Origin of the sequence: Pseudorhizobium xiangyangii (assembly GCF_020531965.1) — a bacterium.
Lineage (GTDB): Bacteria > Pseudomonadota > Alphaproteobacteria > Rhizobiales > Rhizobiaceae > Neorhizobium > Neorhizobium xiangyangii.
Window position 1 is genome coordinate 1 of record NZ_JAJAWH010000013.1, and the last position, 23464, is coordinate 23464.

General features: G+C 59.9%; 22 protein-coding genes and 2 riboswitches. Of the genes, 14 read left to right on the forward strand and 8 right to left on the reverse strand.

Translation table 11 applies throughout. The annotated features are described in order from the left end of the window. Positions 1 to 142 precede the first annotated feature (142 nt). The 5 genes from LH464_RS13180 (at position 143) to LH464_RS13200 (ending at position 7786) form a co-directional block, all read left to right on the forward strand. Positions 143 to 1084, forward strand: coding sequence for a phosphoribosylaminoimidazolesuccinocarboxamide synthase (locus tag LH464_RS13180; RefSeq protein WP_226786858.1), 942 nt, complete (start codon positions 143 to 145; stop codon positions 1082 to 1084). A gap of 52 nt (positions 1085 to 1136) precedes the next feature. Continuing rightward, positions 1137 to 1739: a TetR/AcrR family transcriptional regulator gene (locus LH464_RS13185; RefSeq protein WP_226786859.1), complete on the forward strand. Its 603-nt coding sequence runs from the start codon at positions 1137 to 1139 to the stop codon at positions 1737 to 1739. Positions 1740 to 1891: 152 nt separating this feature from the next. Continuing rightward, positions 1892 to 3094 (forward strand): efflux RND transporter periplasmic adaptor subunit, encoded by a 1203-nt coding sequence (locus LH464_RS13190; RefSeq protein ID WP_226786860.1) that lies wholly within the window; start codon positions 1892 to 1894, stop codon positions 3092 to 3094. 23 nt (positions 3095 to 3117) lie between these two features. After that, positions 3118 to 6222: an efflux RND transporter permease subunit gene (locus LH464_RS13195; protein ID WP_226786861.1), complete on the forward strand. Its 3105-nt coding sequence runs from the start codon at positions 3118 to 3120 to the stop codon at positions 6220 to 6222. A gap of 127 nt (positions 6223 to 6349) precedes the next feature. After that, the gene (locus LH464_RS13200) at positions 6350 to 7786 is read left to right on the forward strand and encodes an efflux transporter outer membrane subunit (RefSeq protein ID WP_226786862.1); all 1437 of its coding nucleotides are present in this window, start codon (positions 6350 to 6352) and stop codon (positions 7784 to 7786) included. A gap of 78 nt (positions 7787 to 7864) precedes the next feature. On the opposite strand, the gene efp is transcribed toward LH464_RS13200, so the two are convergent. After that, complete coding sequence (gene efp / locus LH464_RS13205) at positions 7865 to 8434, reverse strand: elongation factor P (protein ID WP_226786863.1); 570 nt, start codon at positions 8432 to 8434, stop codon at positions 7865 to 7867. Between the two features lie 172 nt (positions 8435 to 8606). On the opposite strand from efp, the gene epmA reads away from it, so the two are divergent. The 4 genes from epmA to LH464_RS13225 all read left to right on the forward strand — a co-directional run bounded on the left by epmA (position 8607) and on the right by LH464_RS13225 (position 12596). Further along, positions 8607 to 9677 carry an EF-P lysine aminoacylase EpmA gene (gene epmA / locus LH464_RS13210; RefSeq protein ID WP_226786864.1) on the forward strand — a complete coding sequence of 357 codons (1071 nt, stop codon included), beginning with the start codon at positions 8607 to 8609 and terminating at the stop codon, positions 9675 to 9677. After that, complete coding sequence (locus LH464_RS13215) at positions 9674 to 10723, forward strand: lysine-2,3-aminomutase-like protein (RefSeq protein ID WP_226786865.1); 1050 nt, start codon at positions 9674 to 9676, stop codon at positions 10721 to 10723. Before epmA ends, LH464_RS13215 begins: the two co-directional genes overlap by 4 nt. Before the next feature lie 308 nt (positions 10724 to 11031). After that, on the forward strand, positions 11032 to 11916 hold the full coding sequence (gene purU / locus LH464_RS13220) for a formyltetrahydrofolate deformylase (RefSeq protein WP_226786866.1): 885 nt from the start codon (positions 11032 to 11034) through the stop codon (positions 11914 to 11916). A 482-nt stretch (positions 11917 to 12398) separates the two neighbouring features. Next, positions 12399 to 12596: a hypothetical protein gene (locus LH464_RS13225; RefSeq protein WP_226786867.1), complete on the forward strand. Its 198-nt coding sequence runs from the start codon at positions 12399 to 12401 to the stop codon at positions 12594 to 12596. A gap of 56 nt (positions 12597 to 12652) precedes the next feature. On the opposite strand, the gene LH464_RS13230 is transcribed toward LH464_RS13225, so the two are convergent. Further along, on the reverse strand, positions 12653 to 12889 hold the full coding sequence (locus LH464_RS13230) for an Lrp/AsnC ligand binding domain-containing protein (RefSeq protein ID WP_226786868.1): 237 nt from the start codon (positions 12887 to 12889) through the stop codon (positions 12653 to 12655). A 3-nt stretch (positions 12890 to 12892) separates the two neighbouring features. Continuing rightward, complete coding sequence (locus LH464_RS13235; protein ID WP_226786869.1) at positions 12893 to 13879, reverse strand: LysR family transcriptional regulator; 987 nt, start codon at positions 13877 to 13879, stop codon at positions 12893 to 12895. 98 nt (positions 13880 to 13977) lie between these two features. Between LH464_RS13235 and LH464_RS13240 the strand changes: the two genes are divergently transcribed. Next, positions 13978 to 15261, forward strand: coding sequence for an NAD(P)/FAD-dependent oxidoreductase (locus LH464_RS13240; RefSeq protein ID WP_226786870.1), 1284 nt, complete (start codon positions 13978 to 13980; stop codon positions 15259 to 15261). Between the two features lie 137 nt (positions 15262 to 15398). After that, complete coding sequence (locus LH464_RS13245) at positions 15399 to 16388, forward strand: P1 family peptidase (protein WP_226786871.1); 990 nt, start codon at positions 15399 to 15401, stop codon at positions 16386 to 16388. Positions 16389 to 16392: 4 nt separating this feature from the next. Here LH464_RS13245 and cobD read toward each other — a convergent pair whose 3' ends face one another. Next, on the reverse strand, positions 16393 to 17403 hold the full coding sequence (gene cobD / locus LH464_RS13250) for a threonine-phosphate decarboxylase CobD (protein WP_226786872.1): 1011 nt from the start codon (positions 17401 to 17403) through the stop codon (positions 16393 to 16395). Between the two features lie 25 nt (positions 17404 to 17428). On the opposite strand from cobD, the gene cbiB reads away from it, so the two are divergent. Beyond that, positions 17429 to 18397 (forward strand): adenosylcobinamide-phosphate synthase CbiB, encoded by a 969-nt coding sequence (gene cbiB / locus LH464_RS13255; protein ID WP_226786873.1) that lies wholly within the window; start codon positions 17429 to 17431, stop codon positions 18395 to 18397. On the opposite strand, the gene LH464_RS13260 is transcribed toward cbiB, so the two are convergent. From LH464_RS13260 to LH464_RS13275, 4 genes are read right to left on the reverse strand one after another with little or no spacing between them, the layout of a single operon-like run. Further along, positions 18381 to 19838, reverse strand: a complete 1458-nt coding sequence (locus tag LH464_RS13260) for a cobyric acid synthase (RefSeq protein ID WP_226786874.1) — start codon at positions 19836 to 19838, stop codon at positions 18381 to 18383. The genes cbiB and LH464_RS13260 overlap by 17 nt on opposite strands. A 3-nt stretch (positions 19839 to 19841) precedes the next feature. Next, positions 19842 to 20456, reverse strand: coding sequence for a cob(I)yrinic acid a,c-diamide adenosyltransferase (gene cobO, locus LH464_RS13265; RefSeq protein ID WP_226786875.1), 615 nt, complete (start codon positions 20454 to 20456; stop codon positions 19842 to 19844). Further along, positions 20453 to 21238 carry a CbtA family protein gene (locus LH464_RS13270; RefSeq protein ID WP_226786876.1) on the reverse strand — a complete coding sequence of 262 codons (786 nt, stop codon included), beginning with the start codon at positions 21236 to 21238 and terminating at the stop codon, positions 20453 to 20455. The genes cobO and LH464_RS13270 overlap by 4 nt, the downstream gene beginning before the upstream one ends. 12 nt (positions 21239 to 21250) lie before the next feature. Next, entirely contained in the window at positions 21251 to 21427 is a 177-nt protein-coding gene (locus LH464_RS13275) for a CbtB domain-containing protein (RefSeq protein ID WP_226786877.1), read from the reverse strand. 37 nt (positions 21428 to 21464) lie between these two features. Beyond that, positions 21465 to 21661, reverse strand: a riboswitch (cobalamin riboswitch). A 59-nt stretch (positions 21662 to 21720) separates the two neighbouring features. Further along, a riboswitch (cobalamin riboswitch) is annotated at positions 21721 to 21929 on the forward strand. A gap of 104 nt (positions 21930 to 22033) precedes the next feature. On the opposite strand from LH464_RS13275, the gene LH464_RS13280 reads away from it, so the two are divergent. Together LH464_RS13280 and cobW are read left to right on the forward strand one after the other, a co-directional pair. Further along, a complete protein-coding gene (locus tag LH464_RS13280; protein ID WP_226786878.1) occupies positions 22034 to 22429 on the forward strand; it encodes a DUF1636 family protein in 396 nt (131 codons plus the stop codon). Continuing rightward, a complete protein-coding gene (gene cobW / locus LH464_RS13285) occupies positions 22426 to 23463 on the forward strand; it encodes a cobalamin biosynthesis protein CobW (RefSeq protein ID WP_226786879.1) in 1038 nt (345 codons plus the stop codon). The genes LH464_RS13280 and cobW overlap by 4 nt, the downstream gene beginning before the upstream one ends. The last annotated feature ends 1 nt before the right edge of the window (position 23464 follow it).

Genomic DNA, 23464 nt, shown 5'->3' on the forward strand with positions numbered 1-23464 from the left:
ATCCCCCACACCCTTCTTATAAGGGCCGAAAAACTCGCTCCTTTGTAATCCTCGGATCGTACCGACCAAGGCCCCTCCGCTTGTATTGCGGCGGCATCGCATGCCATAGGAAAGCCGCCTGAATTATACGAGAAGGTGAACCATGCGCGTCCTGTCCGAAGCCTTTATTCCGGAACTTCCCAATTACTATCGCGGCAAGGTGCGCGAGAACTACGACCTTCCCGACGGCCGCCGCATCATTATAGCAACCGACAGGCTCAGCGCCTTCGACCGCATCCTTACATGCATCCCCGACAAGGGCCATGTCCTGACCCAGACGGCGCGCTACTGGTTTGAAGCCACCAATGACATCTGCCCGAACCATGTCCTGGCCTACCCCGACCCCAACGTCGTCATCGGCACGCGCCTCGATATTCTCCCGGTGGAGATCGTGGTCCGCGGCTATCTCGCCGGCACGACCGGGACATCCTTGCTGACACTCTATAAGCAGGGCGGGCGCAAGATGTACGGTCTAGACCTGCCCGATGGGCTCAGGGACAACGAGGCGCTTCCGCAGCCGGTCATCACGCCGACCAGCAAGGCGTTCCATGGGGGACATGACGAGCCCCTGACCCGGACCCAGATCATCGAGGAAGGACTGCTGACCGAGGCCCAATGGGATACAGTCTCGCGCTATGCACTGTCTCTATTCCAGCGCGGGCAGGAGATGGCAGCGAAACAGGGCCTGATCCTCGTGGATACAAAGTACGAGTTCGGAACCGACAAGGATGGCAACATTGTCCTTGCAGATGAGATCCACACGCCCGACAGCAGCCGCTACTGGATAACAGATAGCTATCAACAGGCCTTTGAAGGCGGAGACCGGCCGGCCAGCTTCGACAAGGACTTCGTGCGGGCCTGGGTGGCTGAGCGGTGCGACCCATACAAGGATGATATTCCGGAGATCCCGGACTCCCTGGTCGAGGCTACAGCGCAGGTCTACCGGACAGCATTCGAAAAGATCACCGGACGCTCCTTCCAGCCGGACACCAACGGCCCGACGGTTCTCGACCGTGTCAGAAAAAATCTGCAGCCCTACTTCTGAGAGAGGGCAACTGGGCGCCGACAATCAACGAACGGACCAAAGTGAGGGGCGATTGCGCAGACCGAGACGCAAGGCAGAAGAAACCCGGCAGGATATTCTCGCCACGGCGGAAGAACTGTTCCGACAGCGCGGCATCGCCAAAACCTCGATAGCGGATATCGCTCTCGAACTCGGAATGTCGCCCGCAAACGTCTTCAAGCATTTTCACACGAAGACCGTGTTGGTGGATGCAATCTGCGAGCGGCACATCAACCGCATGATCGAGAGTTTCGCGACACACGATCACGCTGCACCGGCGCCGGAGCGTCTGCCTCTGGTCGTCTGCAAACTCATGGAAGCCCATCTCCAGCACATCCGCGAGAACCCCTTCTTCCTTGAGATGATGTTTGTGAGGTCCGACACGCAATCGCACAGCGGTCAGCGTTACGGAGCGCTGATCGAGGAGCTTTTCGGCGAACTCATTCGCCAAGGCACTGAAAGTGGTGTCTATCACTGCACCGATCTCGCAGCGACCAGTCGCTACGTCACCGCGGCGTTTGTCAGCGTGCTGCATCCGGTCTTCCTTGCCGACGCGAAGAAGGACGAACTGCAGGATCGCTGCGGCGGTCTTGCCGAACTTGTGAATGCTGCACTGCAAAGTCCGCTTGCAAAGTGACGGTATCTAATTTACGTCACTTCATCTCGGGTCTCTTTGATTCCCACACTCCGTGCGTTCCAGCCTCGATATCAACTCAAGTTTACGCCCATTTGTCGTGGCCCATCCTCGCACCGCCTCAACGCCCACCCTCTTCTTCCCGGATAGTCTCAATGCTCGCACGCAAGCTTTTCCTCCCCCTTTTCCTTTCGCTGGCGCTAGCCGCCTGCAGCGATTCCGGCCAGGGTGGCAACACAGATGCCGGCAACAAGGCCCAAGAGCGGCCGCCGACGCCGGTCAGTGTTGTCGCGATGAAGGCGGGCGACTACCCGATCACGAGGGTGCTTCCCGGACGCGCCACCGCCTTCCAGAATGCGGGCATCAGGCCGCGGGTAACCGGCGCTGTCCGCGAGATCGCTTTCAAGGAAGGCAGCGAAGTGCAGGCGGGCGATCTGCTGTTCCAGATCGAGGACGACACCTACATGGCTGTTGTTGCGCAGGCGCGGGCATCGGTTGCCAAGGCGGAAGCCAGCGTCCCGAGTGCCCAGGCAAACCTTGCGCGTTACGAGCGATTGGTGAACAGCGGCGCGACCCAGATGGAGTATGAAACTGCCCGGGTGACCCTGCTTCAAGCCGAAGCGGACGTCGCGCAGGCGAAGGCTGCGCTTCAGGCGGCGGAAATCGACCTTGGCCTCACCAAGATCCGCGCCCCGTTCGACGGTATCACCAACATTTCGAATGTCAGTATCGGCAACATCGTGACGGCCAATCAGGCTGAGGCTCTGACCACCCTTCGGAAAATCGATCCGATCTATATCAACCTGACGGAATCCAGCACCAACCTCCTTGAAGTGCGTAATGCACTGGCCTCAGGGCGCCTGACAAGCGACCCTCATGAGGCTGAAATTTCGCTCAGGCTGGAGGACGGAACCGTCTATCCGCAGGCCGGCAAGCTCGACATGTCCGAAATGGCGGTCAGCGAGACAACCGGCACCTATCAAATCCGCGCACTTTTCGAGAACCCGAGCAACGTCATCCTGCCGGGAATGTATGTGCGTGCGACCGTCATTCTCGGTATGGAGAAGGGCTATCTCATCCCGCAGCGAGCAGCGACCCGTAACGCTCGCGGCGAACTCGCTGCAAAGTTCGTCACCGGCGAAGGCAAGGTGGAGACCAGGATATTCCCGGTCAGCCAGGTATCCGGAAACAATTGGCTGGTGGCGGAAGGCGTAAGCGAAGGCGATCGCCTGATCGTAGACGGCTTCCAGTGGATCGCCGACGGCGCCGCCGTCGCTCCGGTAGATGCGACGGTTGATGAAAATGGTCTCGTCGTCGAGACCCCGAATAATGCCGCCGAGCCGGCTGCAAAACCGTAGACCGTCGCGGCAGAGGATTTTACATGGCCAAGTACTTCATCCGGCGACCGGTGTTCGCCTGGGTCATCGCAATTGTCATCATGTTGGGCGGGGCGCTGGCGATTTCGACGCTGTCGATCTCGCAATACCCTGACATTGCGCCCACGACAGTGCGCATCTCCGCTTCCTACACGGGCGCAAGCGCTGAAACGGTCGAAAAATCGGTGACGACGATCATCGAGGACGGCATGACCGGCCTTGACGACCTCACCTACATGACTTCTTCGTCCAGCACCGGCAGCTCATCCATCACGCTGACGTTCGGCACGACCGTCGATCCGGAAATCGCACAGGTCCAGGTGCAGAACAAGCTGCAACTGGTCCAGTCGCAGCTTCCCGACGTCGTCCAGCAGAGCGGCATTTCCGTAACCCGGTCCACCTCAAGCATCCTGATGGTCGGAGCTCTTGTTTCGACGGATGGAACGCGCAGCTCGGTCGACCTCGGCGACGTTTTCACGACCAGCATCGAAGACCAGATCAAACGCCTCGAAGGCGTCGGAAGCATTGATATCTTCGGCTCGGGCTATGCGATGCGGATCTGGATGGACCCGCTGAAGCTGCAGAAATATCAGCTGACACCGTCCGACGTCACCACCGCCATCCAGGCGCAGAACACCCAGGTCTCGGTAGGGTCACTCGGCGGACAGCCGACTGCAGAAGGTCAGCAGCTAGCAGTCACCATGACCGCGCAAAGCCAGTTGACCACGGTCGATGACTTTGAAGCGATCATTCTGAAGGTGGAGCAGGACGGCGCAACCGTCAGGCTGAGCGACGTCGCGCGCGTTGAGATCGGACAGGAAAGTTATGGCGGCTCCTCCCGCCAGAACAATCTTCCCTCCACCGGCTTCGCCGTCAATCTCGCGACCGGCGCCAACGCACTCGACACGGCAGATCGTGTCAAGGCGGCCCTTGCCCAGATCGCCCCGACGCTACCGGAAGGCGTCGAAATCACTTATCCCTATGACACCACGCCGTTCGTGCAGCTCTCGATCGAGAAGGTTGTGCATACGCTGATCGAGGCCATTGTTCTGGTCTTCGTGGTTCTCTTGATCTTCCTCCAGAACCTGCGCGCCACGATCATTCCGATGATTGCCGTTCCTGTCGTCCTGCTTGGCACGTTCGGTATTCTTGCGATTACGGGCTACTCCATCAACACGCTCACCATGTTCGCCATGGTGTTGGCAATCGGTCTGTTGGTGGATGACGCGATCGTCGTCGTCGAGAACGTCGAACGCATCATGGACGAGGAAGGTTTGTCGCCGCTGGAAGCAACCGAGAAGTCCATGGACGAGATCACCGGTGCCATTATCGGCATCGCCCTGGTTCTTACCGCGGTCTTCATTCCAATGGCATTTTTTGGAGGCTCTACCGGCATCATTTACCGGCAGTTCTCCGTGACGATCGTGTCTGCCATGCTGCTGTCGGCAGTCGTGGCGGTCGTGCTGACGCCTGCGCTCTGCGCGACCATGCTGAAACCTATTGATCACCACAAAAAGCGTCGTGGCATCGGAGCCTGGTTTAACCGCGGCTTTGACCGTTCCACCAAGGGCTACGTCAGCTCGATCAGTCACCTTCTCAAGCGCCCGCTGCGAGTCGTGATCATGTTTGCTGTCGTGATCGCCGGTTGTGCATGGCTGTTCACGAGACTGCCGAGCTCCTTCCTGCCGCAGGAAGACCAGGGCGTTCTGCTGACCCTCGTCCAGACACCGCCCGGATCCACAACAGCGCGCACCGATGCGGTCGTAAAACAGGTCGAGGCGTATTACCTGGAGCAGGAAAAAGAGAACGTCGATGATGTATTCGGCGTTCTTGGCTTCAGCTTCGGCGGCTCGGGCCAGAATTACGCCTTGGTCTTCACCAAGCTGGCGGACTTCGACAAACGTACCGGTCCGGGACAATCTGCGGCAGAAATCGTGCAGAGAGCAAGTGGCTACTTCTTCACCCTGCGGGATGCTCAGGTCTTCGCCCTGCTTCCCCCTGCAATCCAGGGACTGGGCACGTCAAGCGGTTTCTCCATGTACCTCGTCGACAGCGGCGGTAACGGTAACGATGCGCTTACAATAGCTTCCCAGCAGTTGATGCAGACAGCGGCAACAAATCCCAACATCAGTTCGTTACGCAGCAACAGCCAGCGCTCGGAAACCCAGCTCAAGATTCTCCTCGACCAGGAGAAACTGGGAGCCATGGGCGTTGACCTCTCGGGCGTCAACTCGATGCTCGCGACCATCTTTGCCGGCAGGGATGTCAACGACTTCACCCTGAACAATGAACTGAAGCCGGTCTACGTTCAGGCAGACGCCTCCTACCGCATGCAACCGGACGACCTGAAGTACTGGTATGCCCGTAACAGTGCGGGCGAGATGGTGCCCTTCTCCGCCTTCAGTACCGTGCAGTGGGAGGGCGGTACACCACAGCTGGCCCGATTCAACGGTACAAGCGCCATCTCGCTGGACGGCGCCTCAGGACCAGGCATAAGCACCGGGCAGGCCATGGATGAAATGGAACGTCTGACGGCCGAGCTTCCCGGCGGCTATAGCGTGGCCTGGCAAGGCATCTCTTACCAGGAGAAACTGTCCGGCTCGCAGGCTCCAATGCTCTATGCGCTGTCCGTGCTGATCGTCTTTCTATGCCTCGCCGCCCTTTACGAGAGCTGGTCGATCCCGTTCTCGGTTGTCCTGGCGGTTCCGGTCGGCATTCTCGGAGCGCTCGCGGCGGCCTACCTGTTTGGGCAGTCCAACGACGTCTATTTCAAGGTTGGCCTGCTCACGACCATCGGGCTAGCTGCCAAGAATGCGATTCTGATCGTGGAGTTTGCCAAGGACCGACAAGAGCAGGGAATGGGCATTATCGAGGCAACGCTGGAGGCCGCACGCCTGCGTCTGCGCCCGATCATCATGACCTCGCTTGCGTTCATTCTGGGTGTCGTACCGCTCGCAATTGCCACCGGCGCGGGCTCTGCAGCCCAGAATGCGATCGGTATTGGCGTGCTCGGCGGTATGCTTTCTGCAACACTCCTCGGAATTTTCTTCGTTCCGTCCTTCTTTGTTGTGGTTAGACGGTTATCAAATCGAGAAAAAAAGACGACATAAGACAACAATGATATTCGCTGAATGGCGGATTGCGTTTCGCGGCCGGGTTGCTTTGGGATTCTCGGCCGCGCAAGTGGCTCCAACGGCGCCAGTGTTTTGGTTTTGATAGGGCATTTGGGACAAAAAGATGAAATCTGTTCACGTAACGGCTCCACTCGCCTTGCTCCTCCTGTCTGGCTGCGTTGTCGGACCGGACCATAAAGCACCGGAAATCGCCCTTCCCGCCAAGTTTGCGGAAGGACCGACGAGCAGTAACGGCGACGTATCGACCAACGCCTGGTGGACAGCGTTTAACGACCGTATGCTCAACAGCTATGTTCAGCAGGGCCTTTCCCAAAACCTGGATGTGCTACAGGCACTGGAGCGAATCAATCAGGCGCAAGCCAGCGTTGTGATCGCCGGCGCACCGGGACTGCCCGCGGTAACAGTCGCTGCTGATGCCTCGCGTGCCGGCGCCAGAGGTTTCCGTACCACCCCTAACATATCGCCAACCACAAGCGCCCGCGGTGTCGTTGATGCATCGTGGTTCCTTGATCTGTTCGGTCGCTACAAGCGCTCCAGCGAAAGTGCACTTGCCCAGTTGGATGCCGCCTATGCGGGTGTTGACGTTGCACGTCTGACGCTGCTCTCACAGGTCGCGGGAGCCTATATCGACGTTCGTTTCTTCCAGGAGCGGATCGCCTTGGCGAACCAGAACCTTGCATCGCGCAGGGAAACCCTGGACCTGACCCGCCTGCAGCTTGAAGCCGGCGCCGCCTCAAGGCTTGACGTCGTCCAGGCGGAAGGCCTCGTGAATTCAACAATTGCAGAGCTTCCCGGGCTGGAGACTTCGTTCCGTGGGGCCTCGCATCGCGTTGCAACGCTGCTTGGGCTACCAGCCTCGACGCTGATCCCGGAATTGCAGAAGGGCGCCCGCCAGCCGGTAGCGCGCTTCAACGCCAAGGCCGGTGTTCCTGCCGATCTCGTGCGTAATCGCCCGGACATCCGTGCCGCGGAACGCCAGCTTGCCGCCGCCGTCGCGGACATCGGCGTAGCCCAGTCGCAGCTCTATCCCAGTATCAGCCTTGGCGGCTCCATTACGCCGACTTACGCCCGCACAGGCAGTGCCGACACGCGTCTTCTTTCCTGGTCCTTCGGGCCGGCACTCAACCTTCCTATCTTCGACGGTGGCCAGTTGAAGGCCAACGTGACCGCTTCTGAATCCCTGGCGCGCGAAGCTTACCTTATCTGGAAGCAAACCGTTCTTAACGGGGTCGAAGAGGTCGAAAATGCTCTTGCGGCGATCGCGCGTGATGCCCGGACTGTTGCCGCGCTGCGCGACACCGTGGCCTCCTACGACGAAGCGCTCGAGTTGGCGACCGCCAGCTATCGCGACGGCGCATCCTCGCTACTCGACGTCCTGGACGCACAGCGGGAAGTCTCGACCGCTCAGGCAAGTCTCGCAGCGGCCGTACAGCAGATGGCGCAAGACTTCGTATCCCTGAACGTTGCAGTGGGCGGGGGTTACGCTTACGGCAGCCCCAATACCCAGGTTGCATCCGCTGCCGCTGGTCCGGCAAAGTAAGCGGAAGCAGTTCCACTTCACTAAAAAACCTCCGGTGCGACGCATCGGAGGTTTTTTATTCCCGCAAAACTTTACGGATCAGTCCTTGGCGCGTTCGACGTAGGAGTTGTCTTCCGTTGCGATAACGACGCGTGTACCGGCATTGATATGCGGGGGAACCAGGGTGCGCAGGCCGTTCGACAGGATGGCCGGCTTGTAGGACGAAGAAGCCGTCTGGCCCTTCACGACCGGTTCGGTCTCCATAATTTCGAGTGTGACATGGCGCGGCAACTGCAGGGCCAGCGCAATGCCGTTGTACATGGACAGGATGCAGGTCATGCCTTCCTGCAGATAGGCTTTCTGGTCGCCCATCGTGTCAGCATCGACAACAATCTGGTCGTAGCTTTCCGGGTTCATGAAGTGGAAGCCTTCGCCATCTTCATAGAGATACTGGAAGTTCACGTCTTCCACGAAAGCGCGTTCGACCTGCTCGGTAGTGCGCCAGCGTTCCGATACCTTCACACCGTCGACGATGCGGCGCATATCCACCTGCGTGACCGGCGTTCCTTTGCCAGGATGGAAGTTCTGTGCCGTGAGCACCACATAAAGCTTGCCCTCGACTTCGAGGACGTTGCCCTTGCGGACGGAGGAAGCGATGACCTTGACCATGAATATCCCTTGTACATGCCGGCTTGTAACCGCCGGAGATGCGTCGTAGAGGAGCGGAAGCCAATCCGCAGGGCGGATAACCTCTTTCCTGGCGCACCTAGCCTAAAAACAGGCAAATAGGAAGCCTTGCCGGACAGCGCACGCCAGAAAAGCTGACGATCAGGATCATCGAATGCACCGAGCGGGCTCAACATCCAACCGATCGCCGTGGTGGGAACCGCAAGTTCATGCGGACCGCCGCCCGTTTCTGCTCGGCCGCAATCGCGTTCTATCCAGGCTTCGCCGACATTTCGAAGATGGCGGGTTCCTGGAAGTCGATCCTGCGGCACTGCAGGTTTCCCCCGGCAACGAAATGCATCTGCACGCCTTTGCAACGGAAGCGCTGACCACCGACGGACAGCCGACATCTCTTTTTCTGCATACCTCGCCGGAATTTGCCTGCAAGAAGCTCCTCGCCGCCGGCGAAACACAGATATTCTCCTTCGCACACGTCTACCGTAATCGAGAAAGGGGCCCGCTGCACCATCCGGAATTCACCATGCTGGAGTGGTACCGCGTAGGAGTTCCCTACGAAGTCCTGATGACGGACTGCGCAGAAATCCTTGCACTGGCGGCCGAGGCGGCAGGCACGCGCCAATTTACCTACCGCGGCATTTCGATCGATCCCTTCGCCGAGACGGAACGCGTGACATTGGCCGACGCCTTCGACCGGTTCGCTAATATTGATCTGCTCTCTTCCGTCGCCCATGACGGCGAGACGGATCGCGAGGCACTGGCTGTAGAACTCAAAAGAACAGGCATCCGGTTTGCGCAGGACGATACCTGGGCTGATCTATTCAGCCGCGTTTTGGTGGAAAAGGTCGAACCGCAGCTTGGGAAGGATCGTGCCACGATCCTGTGTGAATATCCGGTCTCCGAAGCGGCACTGGCTCGCCCTTCATCGCGGGATGCGCGCGTGGCGGACAGGTTTGAGCTCTACGCCTGCGGCGTCGAACTGGCCAATGCGTTCGCAGAACTGACCGACGCAGCCGAGCAGCGCCGACGCTTTGAACACGAGATGACGGAAAAAGCGCGCATTTATGGCAGCGCCTATCCGATTGATGAGGATTTCCTGCAAGCCCTGAACGTCATGCCGGAAGCAAGCGGAGCAGCCTTGGGCTTCGATAGGCTCGTCATGCTCGCGACAGGGGCGGCTCGCATCGATCAGGTCATGTGGGCACCAGTGGTGGAGCCGGCCACATGAGCAGGCAACCTGCCTTGAAGACCCCCGATGACCTCCTGGCGGCAGGGCTTATCAATCCGGCCGACCTTCCCCGGCTGCGTGAAGTTGCGAGACGCTACGCCGTTGCGCTTACGCCGACAGTTGCCGACCTGATCGATCCGACCAGGTCTGATGACCCGATTGCCCTGCAGTTCGTGCCCGATGGACGGGAAATGACAACTGTCTCAGTGGAGCGGAACGATCCTATCGGTGATGATGCCCACACGCCGGTAAAGGGGATCGTACACCGTTATCCGGACCGTGTCCTTCTGAAGGCTGTCCATGTCTGCCCCGTCTATTGCCGGTTCTGTTTTCGACGGGAGATGGTTGGCCCGAACGGTGATGGTGTGCTCAGCCCGGAAGAGCTCGACGACGCCTTCGCCTATATCGGTGCGCATGAGGAAATCTGGGAAGTGATCCTGACCGGCGGCGATCCGCTTGTCCTGTCACCGCGCCGGCTCACCGAAATCATGCAGCGCCTTTCGAGCATACCGCACGTCAAGATCGTCCGCTTCCACACCAGGGTTCCGGTTGTTGACCCGGACACTGTGACGGAAGATTTGATCACCGCACTGAAGGCAAGCGGCAAGACCACCTACCTTGCACTTCATGCCAACCACCCCCGAGAACTAACCGGCGCCGCGCGGGCCGCCTGCGGGCGGCTGGTTGACGCAGGGATAGCAATGGTGAGCCAGACCGTCCTGCTTCGGGGAATTAATGATGACCCGGCCGTTCTGGCAGAGCTGATGAAGGGTTTCGTCGAGCTCCGCGTAAAGCCCTACTACCTGCATCATCCGGATCTTGCCCCCGGCACAGGCCATTTTCGCCTCGACATCGCTGAAGGCCAGAAGATCGTCGCCGCCCTTCGCGGTCGGATCTCCGGGCTTTGCCAACCAGCCTACGTGCTCGACATACCGGGCGGCTATGGAAAGGCCTCTCTTGGAGAAAGCGCTGTCCGCGGCTCCGATGACGGCTGTTACAGCATCAGTGACTTTCGCGGCAGCGAACATCGCTACCCACCGGAGTAAACACGGCCGCCCATAGCGAACGCGTCTCGGTGGACGTTTTTCACCCCAGCAACCGGCTACGTTTTCAGAACGCGACGGGGAAACGCCGGTGGAAGGCGCAACCAGACCTGCACCCGCCACCCAACCACTTAAATTCGCATCTCAAAGGGCGGCCTAGGTAATCCGGTGCTTCACGCCAATGAGGATGCTCTTTATGGTACGAACTGGTGACTCACTTCACCGGCTTAACCCATAAAGGCGCTGGATCCTCGTCCTGCGCCTTGTTCATGTAATGCAGCGGCCATGGAAATGGCGGGGAAGAAACGACAATGACGAACTATGTCCTGACCGTAACCTGTAGCTCGACCCGCGGCATCGTTGCCGCCATTTCGGGTTACCTGACGGATAAGGGCTGCAACATCATCGACTCCTCGCAATTCGATGACCTCGACACCGGCAAGTTCTTCATGCGTATTTCCTTCATCTCCGAGCAGGGCGCGATGCGCGATGACCTGGTCGAAGGCTTCACTCCTGTTGCTGACAAGTTCGGCATGGAGTGGGAGATTAACGACGCAGCGAACCGGATGAAGGTCCTGCTGATGGTCTCCCGCTTCGGCCATTGCCTCAACGACCTTCTCTACCGCTGGAAGATCGGTGCACTGCCGATCGACATCGTCGGCGTCGTGTCCAATCATTTCGACTACCAGAAAGTGGTGGTCAATCATGACATCCCGTTCCATCACATCAAGGTCACCAAGGATAACAAACCCCTGGCGGAAGCTCAGCTCTTGGACCTAGTGGAGCAGACCGGTACCGAGCTCATTGTTCTCGCGCGGTACATGCAGGTTCTGTCGGACCCTCTCTGCCGCAAGATGTCGGGCCGTATCATCAACATTCACCATTCATTCCTGCCAAGCTTCAAGGGCGCCAATCCTTACAAGCAAGCCTATCAGAGAGGCGTAAAGCTCATCGGCGCTACGGCACACTACGTCACGGCCGATCTCGATGAAGGCCCGATTATCGAGCAGGACACTGTCCGCATTACACATGCGCAAAGCCCCGAAGACTATGTGTCGCTCGGCCGCGACGTGGAAAGTCAGGTGCTCGCACGCGCGATCCACGCGCATCTGCACCGCCGTGTGTTCCTCAACGGCAATCGCACGATCGTCTTCCCCCCTAGCCCCGGCAGCTATGCATCCGAACGGATGGGCTGACACAGCCTTTTTTTCCAGCTGAGCTCAACGACATATCGGGCTTCCCCGGTGGAGGCCGCGCAGTTTTCCGCCTGCAGGAAAGCACACGCTTACCCGCCGCAGACTGTTGCAATCGCCTCGGCTACACCTATCTAGCTCTCAGGGCTTCCCCAGCCCATTGTGCAATAAATTTTCACAATCCGGCCTTTGTTCTGTCATCTAACGGAAAAATATCCCCGGTATCGTGATTTTCGTTGCTGACGAATCTAATTAGAACTAGGGTCTTTTCGGCTGGAAAGTCTAGGATTTCCCGGCAAAGACGCAACCACAAAGGAGAGTGACATGTTGGATATGACGCGCGTCGCCGCCTTGTGGGTAGCGTCGAAAGTGAATGGCACAGAGCTTGCTCCTCTTATGTGCTGTCGAATGTAACGATCCGGTTCAACCGTTCCAGAAATCTCATTCGTCAGAACTGTCACCGACAGTCACAGAGGAGTCTGCCTATGCAGAAGCAAGTTATTGAATATGGCGGCGAGCCCGTCGGAATTGTCGTGCCGGATCAGGACAGGCTGAAGTTCATCGCCGTCAAGTTCCATGTGATCGATCTGGACGAGCGTCGTTTTGGCTCGACCGACGAAGTGCAGGTAGCCATCAGAGATCTGGTCCGTGAAAAGAATACCGGCACGGCTGCACATGTTTGATTTGTATTCGATTGGATGAAGCCGCCCTGCGTTTTTTTTGCAGGCGGCTTTCCTGATCAGAATGCAGTAAAGGTCAGGGTCGTCAGAGATCGCTCGATGCCTGGAATGCTAGCGATCCTTTCATTCACGAAGCGTCCGACCTCATCCCCATCCTTGATATAGATCTTGAGAAGCAGATCCCAATCGCCGCTGGTCGAGTAAAGCTCCGAGACGAGTTCGGTCTTGTAGATAGCGTCGGCCACCTCGTAGGTCTTGCCTGGCTTGCATCGAAGTTGGACGAAGATCGGTTTCATGTGTCAATTCCTGTCAATTGCCGCATCTGCAGACGGTGGCGCAGTTCCTGAACTATTGGCCGATGCCTCATCCGACTGCAACCCCGGCTGGCCCCGGTCACCCCCAAGCCCCTCCTCCACAAGCCATGCCTTAAACGTGTCGAAGGGCAGAATGCCTTCACGATCTGCCGGGTGCGCCAGGTAATAGTTGCCAGCACTGAAGTCCTTGGCCTCCACCGCCTTTACAAGTCGCCCTGACTCCAGCTCAGGCCTTATCAGGAACGCCGGCAGAAGCGCTGCCCCCATCCCCGAAGCCGCCGCCTCCACGATGGTCATGAACTGGTCAAACAGCGTTCCGTGGAGACTGCGGAAGGAAACCTCCTGGGACGAGAACCAGTTCTCCCAGCAATCCGGGCGCGTGTTCAAGTGCAGCAGCGGCGCACCCAAGAGATCGTCCGGTCGCTCCAGGGAGAACCGTTGTTTGAAGTCACGACTGCATACGGCGACGGTCTGCTCCTCCACGAGAAACGACAGCTCAGCCCCCGGCCATCGCGGCTCTCCGAAGTGAATGGCAGCATCGATTGAATCGAATCTGAAGTCGAACGGCTCAAGACGGCTCACCAGATTGACGGCAATCCCGGGATTCTGATCGAGAAACCTCCCCAGTCGCGGCGCCAGCCAACGCGCGCCAAACAATGGCAGCACGGCAAGATTGATCGTGCCGCCTTGGGGATGTGCGCGAAGATTGAGCGATGCGTTCGAAATTCGCCGAAGCGCCTCACGGATTTCACGAGCATAGCCATCACCCGCAAGCGTCAGCCGGATCGTCTGCCGCTCACGACGGAAAAGCGGAACTCCCAATTGATTTTCTAGGGCGGAAATCTGCCGACTGACTGCACTCTGGGTGAGGCCGAGCTCGTTGGCGGCGGCAGTAACACTGCCGGTTCGGGCGGCAGCCTCGAAGGCCGCCAGCAGTGAGAATGAGGGCAGAAAGCGCCTGGGCGGCAGCATGTCATTCCTCCGTTGAATGATCTGTTGAGAAACTGTCGATATTCACGCCGCAGCGCCCTCTGTAAAGTCCGATCTAACTCCCGATGGAATATCGAAAAATGCTCAATGATCCGCGCTCCCACGGACTGTGGGAAAAAACAGCCCCGCCCGCTCCGTTGACCGAGCCATTGCATGGGACGGCATCGGCAGACGTTGTAATCGTTGGAGGCGGCTATACCGGCCTGTCAGCGGCCCTGCATCTTGCCGAAGCTGGAACAAGCGTGGTGCTTCTCGAGGCACAGGAGTTCGGGTTCGGGGGCGCCGGTCGCAATGTCGGCCTCATCAATGCGGGCATGTGGGTGACGCCCGAGAACTTCCCGAAGGAACTCGGCTCCCTTTACGGCGAACGCCTTCTCGATCTGCTCGGGAACGGCCCTTACGTCGTCCGTGACCTCATCGACCGTCATGACATTCCCTGCGAACTGGAACGAAACGGGACGCTTCACTGCGCTACAGACGAAGAGGGACTAAAGGAGTTGGAGGAACGGGCACGGCAATGGCAAATGCGTGGAGCAGCCGTTGAACTACTCGATGCCGCTGAGACTGAGCGCAGGATAGGTACTCAAGCCTATAAGGGTTCCCTTCTGGATCGCCGCGCCGGAACCCTGCAGCCCCTCGCCTACGCCCGCGGTCTTGCGCATGCGGCGCTCAAGGCCGGAGCACAATTGCACACGAAAAGCGCAGTGACCGCCTACGAGGACAGGGGCAGTCGCAAAATTGTGCGCACCAACGAGGGTGAGGTGTCGGCAGACTGGGTGATCGTGGCCACAGACGCCTACAGCACCGGCCCGTGGGAAGTGCTCCGCCAGGAGCAGGTTTATCTCCCTTATTTCAACCTTGCGACCGAGCCGCTCTCCGAGAGCCAGCTGAAGACCATCCTGCCCGGTCGCGAAGGATGCTGGGACACGAAGGAGGTGCTGTCGTCGTTTCGAATGGATCAAGCTGGAAGGCTGGTGTTCGGCTCGGTGGGCGCCCTGCGTGGAACGGGTACATCGATCCACAAGGCCTGGGCGCACCGTTCGCTGAGCCGCCTGTTTCCCCAGTTGGCCAACATATCATTCGAGGCCGAGTGGTATGGCATGATCGGCATGACGGACAATGCCCTGCCCCGCCTCCACAAGTTCGCCCCGAATGTCATCAGCTTCTGCGGTTACAATGGCCGTGGTATTTCTCCCGGCACGACCTTCGGCAAGGTACTGGCCAACCATATCCTCGGCCGCATAGACGAGGCTGCGCTGCCCCTCCCCTTCACGGATCCGAAAATGCCGCCGTTGCGCCCCATGAAGGAGGCCTACTACGAATTGGGCGCCCAGATCGCCCACTTTGCCGGCGAGCGCTTCTGATTGCAGAACCGTCGGCGATCGGTACATTGACGAAATTCGACATCCGGAAGGACTGACATGACGCCCGCCAATCTCGATCTCGCCGCACCCTGCCGCTGGCGCAGGGCGTCAAGTTCGATATCGAGTAAGCGAAACCGATGGCGCTGAACCTCCTGACCGATATCGAGGGCGTGGCTGTCGGCCATGCCACCGATCTCGTGCTCGGTTCCGGCGTCACGGCAATCATCTTCGACGCGCCGGCAATCGCTTCCGGCTCGGTTCTCGGCGGCGCGCCTGGCGGGCGCGATACGGCATTGCTCGACCCCGCCATGACGGTCCAGACAGTCGATGCCTTCGTGTTGTCCGGTGGCTCCGCCTTCGGTCTCGACGCCGCCGGCGGCGTCCAGGCGGGCCTGCGCGGCATCGGGCGTGGCTTGCAGGTGGGCGAAGCCCGGGTGCCGATCGTACCGCAGGCAATCCTGATGGATCTCCTTAACGGCGGCAACAAGGATTGGGGCCTGCACTCACCCTATCGCGACATGGGCTATGACGCCTTCAATGCCGCCGACAAGGGCCCCTTTCCCCTCGGGACAGTCGGTGCCGGCACCGGCGCCACGACCGCGACCTTCAAGGGTGGCATCGGTTCGGCAAGCGCGACGACATCGGCAGGACATACCATCGCGGCATTGCTTGCCGTCAACGCCATGGGCTCGGCCACGTTGGGTGATGGGCCTCATTTCTGGTCCGCCCCGTTTGAAAAGGGCGTCGAGTTCGGTGGCCTCGGCCTGCCGCAGCCATTCACCGAAAGCCATTCGGCGTTGCGGATGAAAGGCGTCAACCTAAAGGCGACGACCATCGGTGTGATCGTCACCGATGCGCTCCTGACGAAGGCGCAAGCGCATCGCCTATCGATCATGGCACATGACGGGCTTGCCCGCGCTGTGCTGCCGGCACACCTGCCAGGCGATGGCGATACGATCTTTTCAGCGGCAACAGGTGCAAAGCCGCTTGGCGACATGGCCGCTTTTGCAGAGCTTTGTCACCTCGCGACACTGGTGACGGCCCGCGCCATAGCGCGCGGTGTTTACGAAGCGGCCTCGCTGCCCGTCCAGAACGCGCAACCCGCCTGGCGCGATCGCTTTGGATAACCCCTCATAGCGCAAGGTCTTCCAGCGCTCGCTGCAGACGCTCCCATCCGTCGTCGCCCGGCAGGCCGATGCGCAGATCCATGGGCCGCTCCTCGAACCGCCGAACGAGAACACCGTTGCGGCCAAGGGCGCTGAAAATTGCCTGCGCCTCAGAATGTTGGACGTAGCGAAAGAGCGACGTGCCCCCCGTAACGGGTACCCCCCGTTCCGCCAGCAACGCGTCGAGGCGCGCAGCACCCTTCTGCAGCCTAGCGCGCATGTCGCGTTTCCAGGCATGATCGCCAAGAGCTTCGTTCGCGATATGCAGCGCCGGCCCCGATACGGCCCATGGGCCAAGCTTCTCCTCAACCCGAGCAATGACATCAGGATGCGAGATGGCAAAGCCCAGCCTCACCCCTGCCATACCATAGAATTTCCCAAACGAGCGAAGGACAAGCAGCCCACCGGCATCTACCGCATCGGCAACGCTGCCTTCCCCGGCGACATCGTGGAACGCCTCGTCCACGACAAGAAGACCGCCCTTGCTCCGCATCTGCGCTGCCAGATCCAGGAGATCGGATTTTGGGATAGTTCTTCCGGTTGGATTGTTGGGATTGACCACAACGGCGAGGTTCGCTTCGGCAAGAACGCCAGGATCGCTGACCTCCCTTACCTCATATCCCGCCAGACGCGCTGCGCGGGCATGTTCGGCATAGGTCGGCGACAGGATCGCGGCGACGGAACGCGACCGGACCAATCGTGCAACGATCGGCAGCAGAATTTGCGTCCCCGGTCCGGCAGCGACATGGCGAAGTGAAGGTGCACCATAGGCCTCGGCTGCGAGCAACTTGAGACGTTCTGCCTCCCCGGGCTCCGGCAGCCGTGAGAAAGCGGTGGCAGGCACGGGCGAATGCAAATAGGAATGCGGATTGATGCCGGTGGAGAGATCCAGCCACGGCTCGGGTGCCTGGGGAAACAGCGCGCGGGCACGGGCGAGATTACCACCGTGCTGAATTGGTCCACTTGATCCCGACATTCCAGCCTCAGACGCCATAAGCCGCATGTACCTCCTTCTTGCCTTCCTTGCTCTGCTGACCGAGCGCGTGATCGGTTATCCGGATTGGCTTTACCGGCTGATCGGGCATCCTGTCACCTGGATCGGTGGATTGATTTCAGTTCTGGATCGCCGCTGGAACCGGGAAATCGACGATCCCGAACGCCGCAAGCATTGGGGTATTGTCAGCTTGCTGGTGCTGCTGTCGATTACGATCACCGCCTCGCTCCTGATCGAGAACATTCTGCTCGTCTTTCCCTTCGGACTGCTTCTGCTGGTCCTCGCGGCTTCGAGCCTCCCGGCGCAGAAGAGCCTCGAGAACCACGTCGAAGCAGTGGCCGCGGCCCTGGAGGCAGGCGGCATTCAATCCGGCCGCAACGCTGTATCGATGATCGTCGGCCGTGATCCGGACGAGCTGGACGAAGCGGCCGTCTGCCGTGCTGCGATCGAGAGCCTGGCAGAAAACTTCTCCGATGGCATTGTTGCTCCTGCTTTCTGGTTGGGTGTTGGCGGATTGGCCGGAGGCGCGGCATACAAGGCCGCCAATACGGCCGACAGCATGATCGGCCATCGTTCGCCCCGCCATCAAGCCTTCGGCTGGGCTGCTGCGCGCTTCGATGACCTCATCAATCTGCCCGCATCGCGCCTTAGCGGTGCGCTGTTTGTTGCCGCTGCAGCCCTGGTTCCGGGAACTTCGCCTCTCAATGCCCTTGCCGCAATCCGTCGCGATGCTCGACATCACCGTTCGCCGAATGCTGGCTGGCCGGAGGCGGCCATGGCCGGAGCACTCGGTATCGCCCTCGCTGGACCACGCAGCTATGGCGGCCAGATGATCGAGGCACGCTTCATGGGCGAAGGAGGACGGGCAAACCTGACGTCCGAGGACATTCGCCGTGCGTTGAAACTTGCCCGCGTGGCCGATGGGCTGTTGATTACCTTCTTCGGCCTCGGCGCTTTCATTATCTCGCAAGTCTGAGCAGCCCTGTAAGATCGAGATGCTGTTCCATATGCGCAGCAAGACGATCGAGGACCGCATCCACGCCGGCTTCATAGTTCAGGCCTGAGGACGTGCCGCCCAGGCGGGCAAGCCATGCCGCGCGCTGCCGGTCGTTGGAAAAGAGCCCGTGAATATAGGTTCCGATGACCTTTCCATCCGCAGAGATCGCACCATCGGCGCGATCGGCAACGGCTGCAAAAGGGCGCACACAATCTGCCCCCAGTGTCCGGCCTATATGCATTTCATAGCCGTGGAGCGGCAAGCCATCGAAGCTTCGTCCCGAGACTGCCTCCAGCCGCTTGTCGCCTGAGAGAACGGTATGGACATCGAGAAGGCCAAGCCCCTCAATGGAGCCCGGCTCCCCTTCTATGCCGTCCGGATCCGAGATCGTCCCACCGAGCATCTGGTAGCCTCCGCAGAGACCCAGAACCCGACCGCCGCGCCGGACATGCGCGACGATATCGTGATGCAACCCTGTCTCCTTGAGGTTCCTCAGGTCCGCTATTGTCGATTTCGACCCCACGAGGAGGACGAGATCGCAATCCGCGGGGATGGATTGATCGGGCCGGACGCGAACGAGCTCGACATCTGGTTCGGCTTCCAACGGATCGAGATCGTCGAAATTAGAGATGTGCGGCAGGATCGGCACTGCAATGCGGACGCGCGCATCGGGCTTTCTTTCCGTTGCCTGGTGGACGCCAAGGGCATCCTCGGCCGGCAGCCGCGAGGCGTCGCGGAAGAAAGGCAGCAGACCGATAGGCTCCCATCCGGTGAGGCTCGCAATGGATCTCATTCCTTCCGCAAACAACGCCGGATCACCACGGAACCGATTGACGATGAACCCTTGGATCATCGCTGCGTCCTCGGGCGAAATAACCAGTTTGGTGCCGGCAAGACTGGCTATGACCCCGCCCCGATCTATATCGCCGATCAGGATGACCGGGACATCGGCGGCACGCGCAAAGCCCATATTGGCGATATCATTGTGGCGCAGGTTTATTTCCGACGCACTGCCCGCACCCTCAACCAGAATCAGATCTGCCTGGCTGCGCAGGATTTCGAAGCTTTCCAGAACGCGCGGCATCAGCATCGGCTTGATGCTCTGGTACTCTGCCGCCCTGGTACTACCTTCGACACGGCCCTGCACCACAAGTTGCGCGCCGACGTCGCTTTGCGGCTTCAGGAGTACCGGGTTCATGTGGACGCTGAGAGCAGCACCGGCCGCACGCGCCTGTAATGCCTGCGCCCGACCGATCTCTCCGCCATCAACCGTAACGGCGGCATTGTTCGACATGTTCTGCGGCTTGAACGGCAGAACGTTCAATCCGCGCAAGGCAAAGGCGCGGGCAAGACCGGCCACGACCAGCGACTTGCCCACGTCAGAACCCGTCCCCTGAAACATCAGCGAGCGAGCAGTCATGCGTCAGAACTCTATGCCGGCCTGGGCCTTTACGCCGGCCTTGAAGTGATGCTTCACCAGCGCCATCTCCGTCACCAGGTCGGCCGCCTCGATCAATGCCGGCTTTGCGTTGCGTCCGGTGACGACCACGTGCAGGTCCGGCCGCCGGCTTGTCAGTTCGGCGACAACCTTCTCCACATCGAGATAGTCATAGCGTAGCGCAATGTTCAGCTCGTCGAGGATAAGCAGGCCAATCGTCTCGTCAGCCATCAGGGCGACTGCCTTTTCCCAGGCCTTTTCGGCCGCGGCAACGTCCCGTTTCAGGTCCTGCGTCTCCCAGGTGAAACCCTCGCCCATCGTGTACCAGACCACACGGTCGCCGAAGACCGCGAGTGCCGGTTGCTCACCGGTGGACCACGCTCCCTTGATGAACTGCACGACCCCGACGCGGCGATTGTTGCCGAGCATCCGAAGTGCAAGGCCAAAGGCGGCCGTCGACTTGCCCTTGCCGGGACCTGTGTGGACCATGAGAAGACCCTTTTCCAGGGTCTTCTCGGCGACTTCCGCATCCTGCACCGCTTTGCGGTTCGCCATCTTGGCACGGTGACGTTCAGCGGCGGCTTCGTCGATGTCCTTCAATGTGCTGCAAGCTCCCGGTTGGATCCCGCTACCTCGACTTCACCAGCCCGGAATTTCTCGCGAACGAGCCCGGCTATGACGCCGAGTACGGCCCAGAACACCAGGTTGGTGGCGTAGACGGCATTGACGAAACGGGCATGCAATTCCATCGGCACGGCCGTGTCATGGGTCGGCGGCAGGGGCGCACCGATAATGTGGGGTGCGATCAGCAGCAGGATTGCGACCGCCGCGAGAAGCGCGGAACGGGTATAGGCGAGAAGGGCAAGGCCAAGCGCCGTGCAGACCACCGTCGACATCCACCAGACCTGACGGGGACCCAGTTCTGCGGCCGGCATGCCAGGCAGTTCCGGCGGCAGACCGAGGCCGGGCGCAAGACTTACCGTCAGGAAGCCCGCGATGCCGAACATCAGCCCGTTGCGCCAGCCGCCAAGTCCGCCGAGCGCTTCAGCAACGGCAATCAGAAGAAGGCCGAACCCGATCGCCGAAAGAATGTTCGCCCCGCTCGTATAGAAGAGGCGCTCGAATCCGTCGGCCGGGGCCCATGCCTCATCGTCATGATGGTGGTCCGCGGCAGCCAGTGCGGCGGTCGGCGCGGCGGTCCCTGCCACTGGTGCCGCATCGTGGGCATGGCTATGCCCGGCTTCTTCGCCACCGGCATTTTCATAGGTTTCCGCCTGCAGAATCAGCGGCACGGTCGAGAAACTCTGCATCACGGTCATCAGCAAGCCGGACAACAGGCCAGCGATCACCGCCGTGAAGACGATGTTACGAAACAATAGCATTGGAAGATCTCCTCAGTGGCAGGGAAAGGCCAGCGAATGGCGCGTGTCATGTGCTGCGTTGTGCACGGCTTCCATATGCGAGAAGCCCACAAAGCCGACTATGAACAGGCCGAGGAAGGCCGACATGCTGAGGGGAATGAATTTTGATGCGGGAACGCTGGCCGTAGCGGCAGCGGTTTTCGTAACCATGGATTTGTCCTTCTGCCCTCCACCCGAGGGCTGTTCAACTAACCGTATGTCTGTGGCAGGTCTCCTGGCTCGCGGATCGAGCGCCTTCCTCCACCTTCCCGGATCTCTCCAGTGGCTTTCTTGGACGAAGGCTCTCCGCTTACAGTTGCGGGGGCAGCCGCGGGATTGACGAGTAATTTCGTCGCACCGCATTCCCTTGAAACCCTTACGGGCACCACAGGCACGGGCACTATAGACGAATTGAACGACCCGGCAATCGTCTTTCCGACGCATTGACATCAGCCGGAGACCGGGCTTACTGGAGCTTCGACGGTCCTTTTCCGGCAACGGGAGAGGTTACAAGGGAATGCGGTGCGATCTCGTCATGGAGATCAAAGCCGCGGCTGCCCCCGCAACTGTAAGCGGAGAGCCCCTGCTAACAAGCCACTGGGATAAACCCGGGAAGGCCAGCAGGAGGTGAAGACCCGTGAGCCAGGAGACCTGCCGTCATACGACATATGCTTCTCCGGGCGGGGTGCTCCGGATGCGGTTGAGATCACTGGCGGAGATCGGCACCAGCCATCCCGCACCGCGCCCCATGTTAGTCTACCTGGCAGGAGCACGGCATTGAGTGACGTTAAATCCATGAGCGACGCAGAGGTGACGATCTTCGTGTGCACGAATTGCCGCGATGGTTCCGATGCCGACCTGCGCCCGGGAATAGCGTTGATCGACGCACTCCGTCGGGCGACTGCGGACAAGCCGATTGCGGTGAAACCCGTTACCTGCCTGGCCAACTGCCAGAACAGCCCAAGCGCCGCCTTTTCCCATCGCACGGGCTGGTCCTATGTCTTTGGCCATCTGGCCCTGGAAAACGTAGATGCCATTGTCACGGGGGCCATGATGCTCGCAAAGGACGAGCGCGGCTTTCTACCACTTCGCGATCGACCCGCCTGCCTTCGCGGCAACGGCATGTCGGCGCGTATCCCACCCTTCAATCATCACGAGGATATGCCAATATGAGCGTCAGCTTTGACCGCGTCCCCTGCACTGTCATTACCGGGTTCCTTGGTGCCGGAAAGACTACGCTGATCCGCAATCTGATCGAAAAGCTGGATGGCAAGCGTGTCGCGATCATCGTCAACGAGTTCGGCGACGTCGGCATAGATGGGGACGTCCTGCAGGGCTGCGGCATCGAAAGCTGCCCGGACGAGAATATCATCGAGCTGGCCAATGGATGTATCTGCTGTACGGTCGCCGATGACTTCGTGCCGGCGATTGACCAGATCCTGGCGCGCGAGCCTCGTGTCGACCACATCCTGATCGAAACGTCGGGTCTTGCACTGCCCAAGCCGCTCGTGCAGGCGTTTCAGTGGCCCGCCGTCAAAGCCCGTGTCACTGTCGATGCTGTCGTCGCCGTCGTCGACGGTGTGGCGCTTGCCGAAGGCCGTGTGGCGAACGATCACCATGCGCTCGAGGCGCAGCGCGAGGCAGACAGTTCGATCGATCACGATGATCCGATAGAGGAAGTGTTCGAGGATCAGATCGCCTGCGCAGACATGATCGTTCTCACCAAGACAGACCTTCTCGACCAGGCTGGTCTTGCTGCAGCAAAGGGGCGCTTGCAGGCTCACCTGCCGCGGGCAGTGAAGGTCGTACCTGCCGCCAATGGCGCGGTCGATCCTGCTGTTCTGATCGGCCTTGGTCTTGCCGTCGAGGACGACATCGAAAACCGCAAGACGCATCATGACGACGAGCTCGACCACGATCACGACGATTTCGACAGCTTCGTCGTTGATCTTCCTGCCGTCAGCAATGCCGACGAACTGGCCACGCGTATCTCCGCAACCGCGAAGGCAGAAAACGTCCTGCGCATTAAGGGCTTCATCGACGTCGCGAACAAGCCGATGCGCCTGCAGGTACAAGCGGTAGGCTCTCGGGTAAATCACTATTTCGACCGGGCCTGGGCGCCTGGTGAAAAGCGGCTCAGCCGCCTCGTCGTCATCGGCGAGAAAGGCATCGACCGCGACGCGATTGAAAGGATGCTTTCCGCCTGAG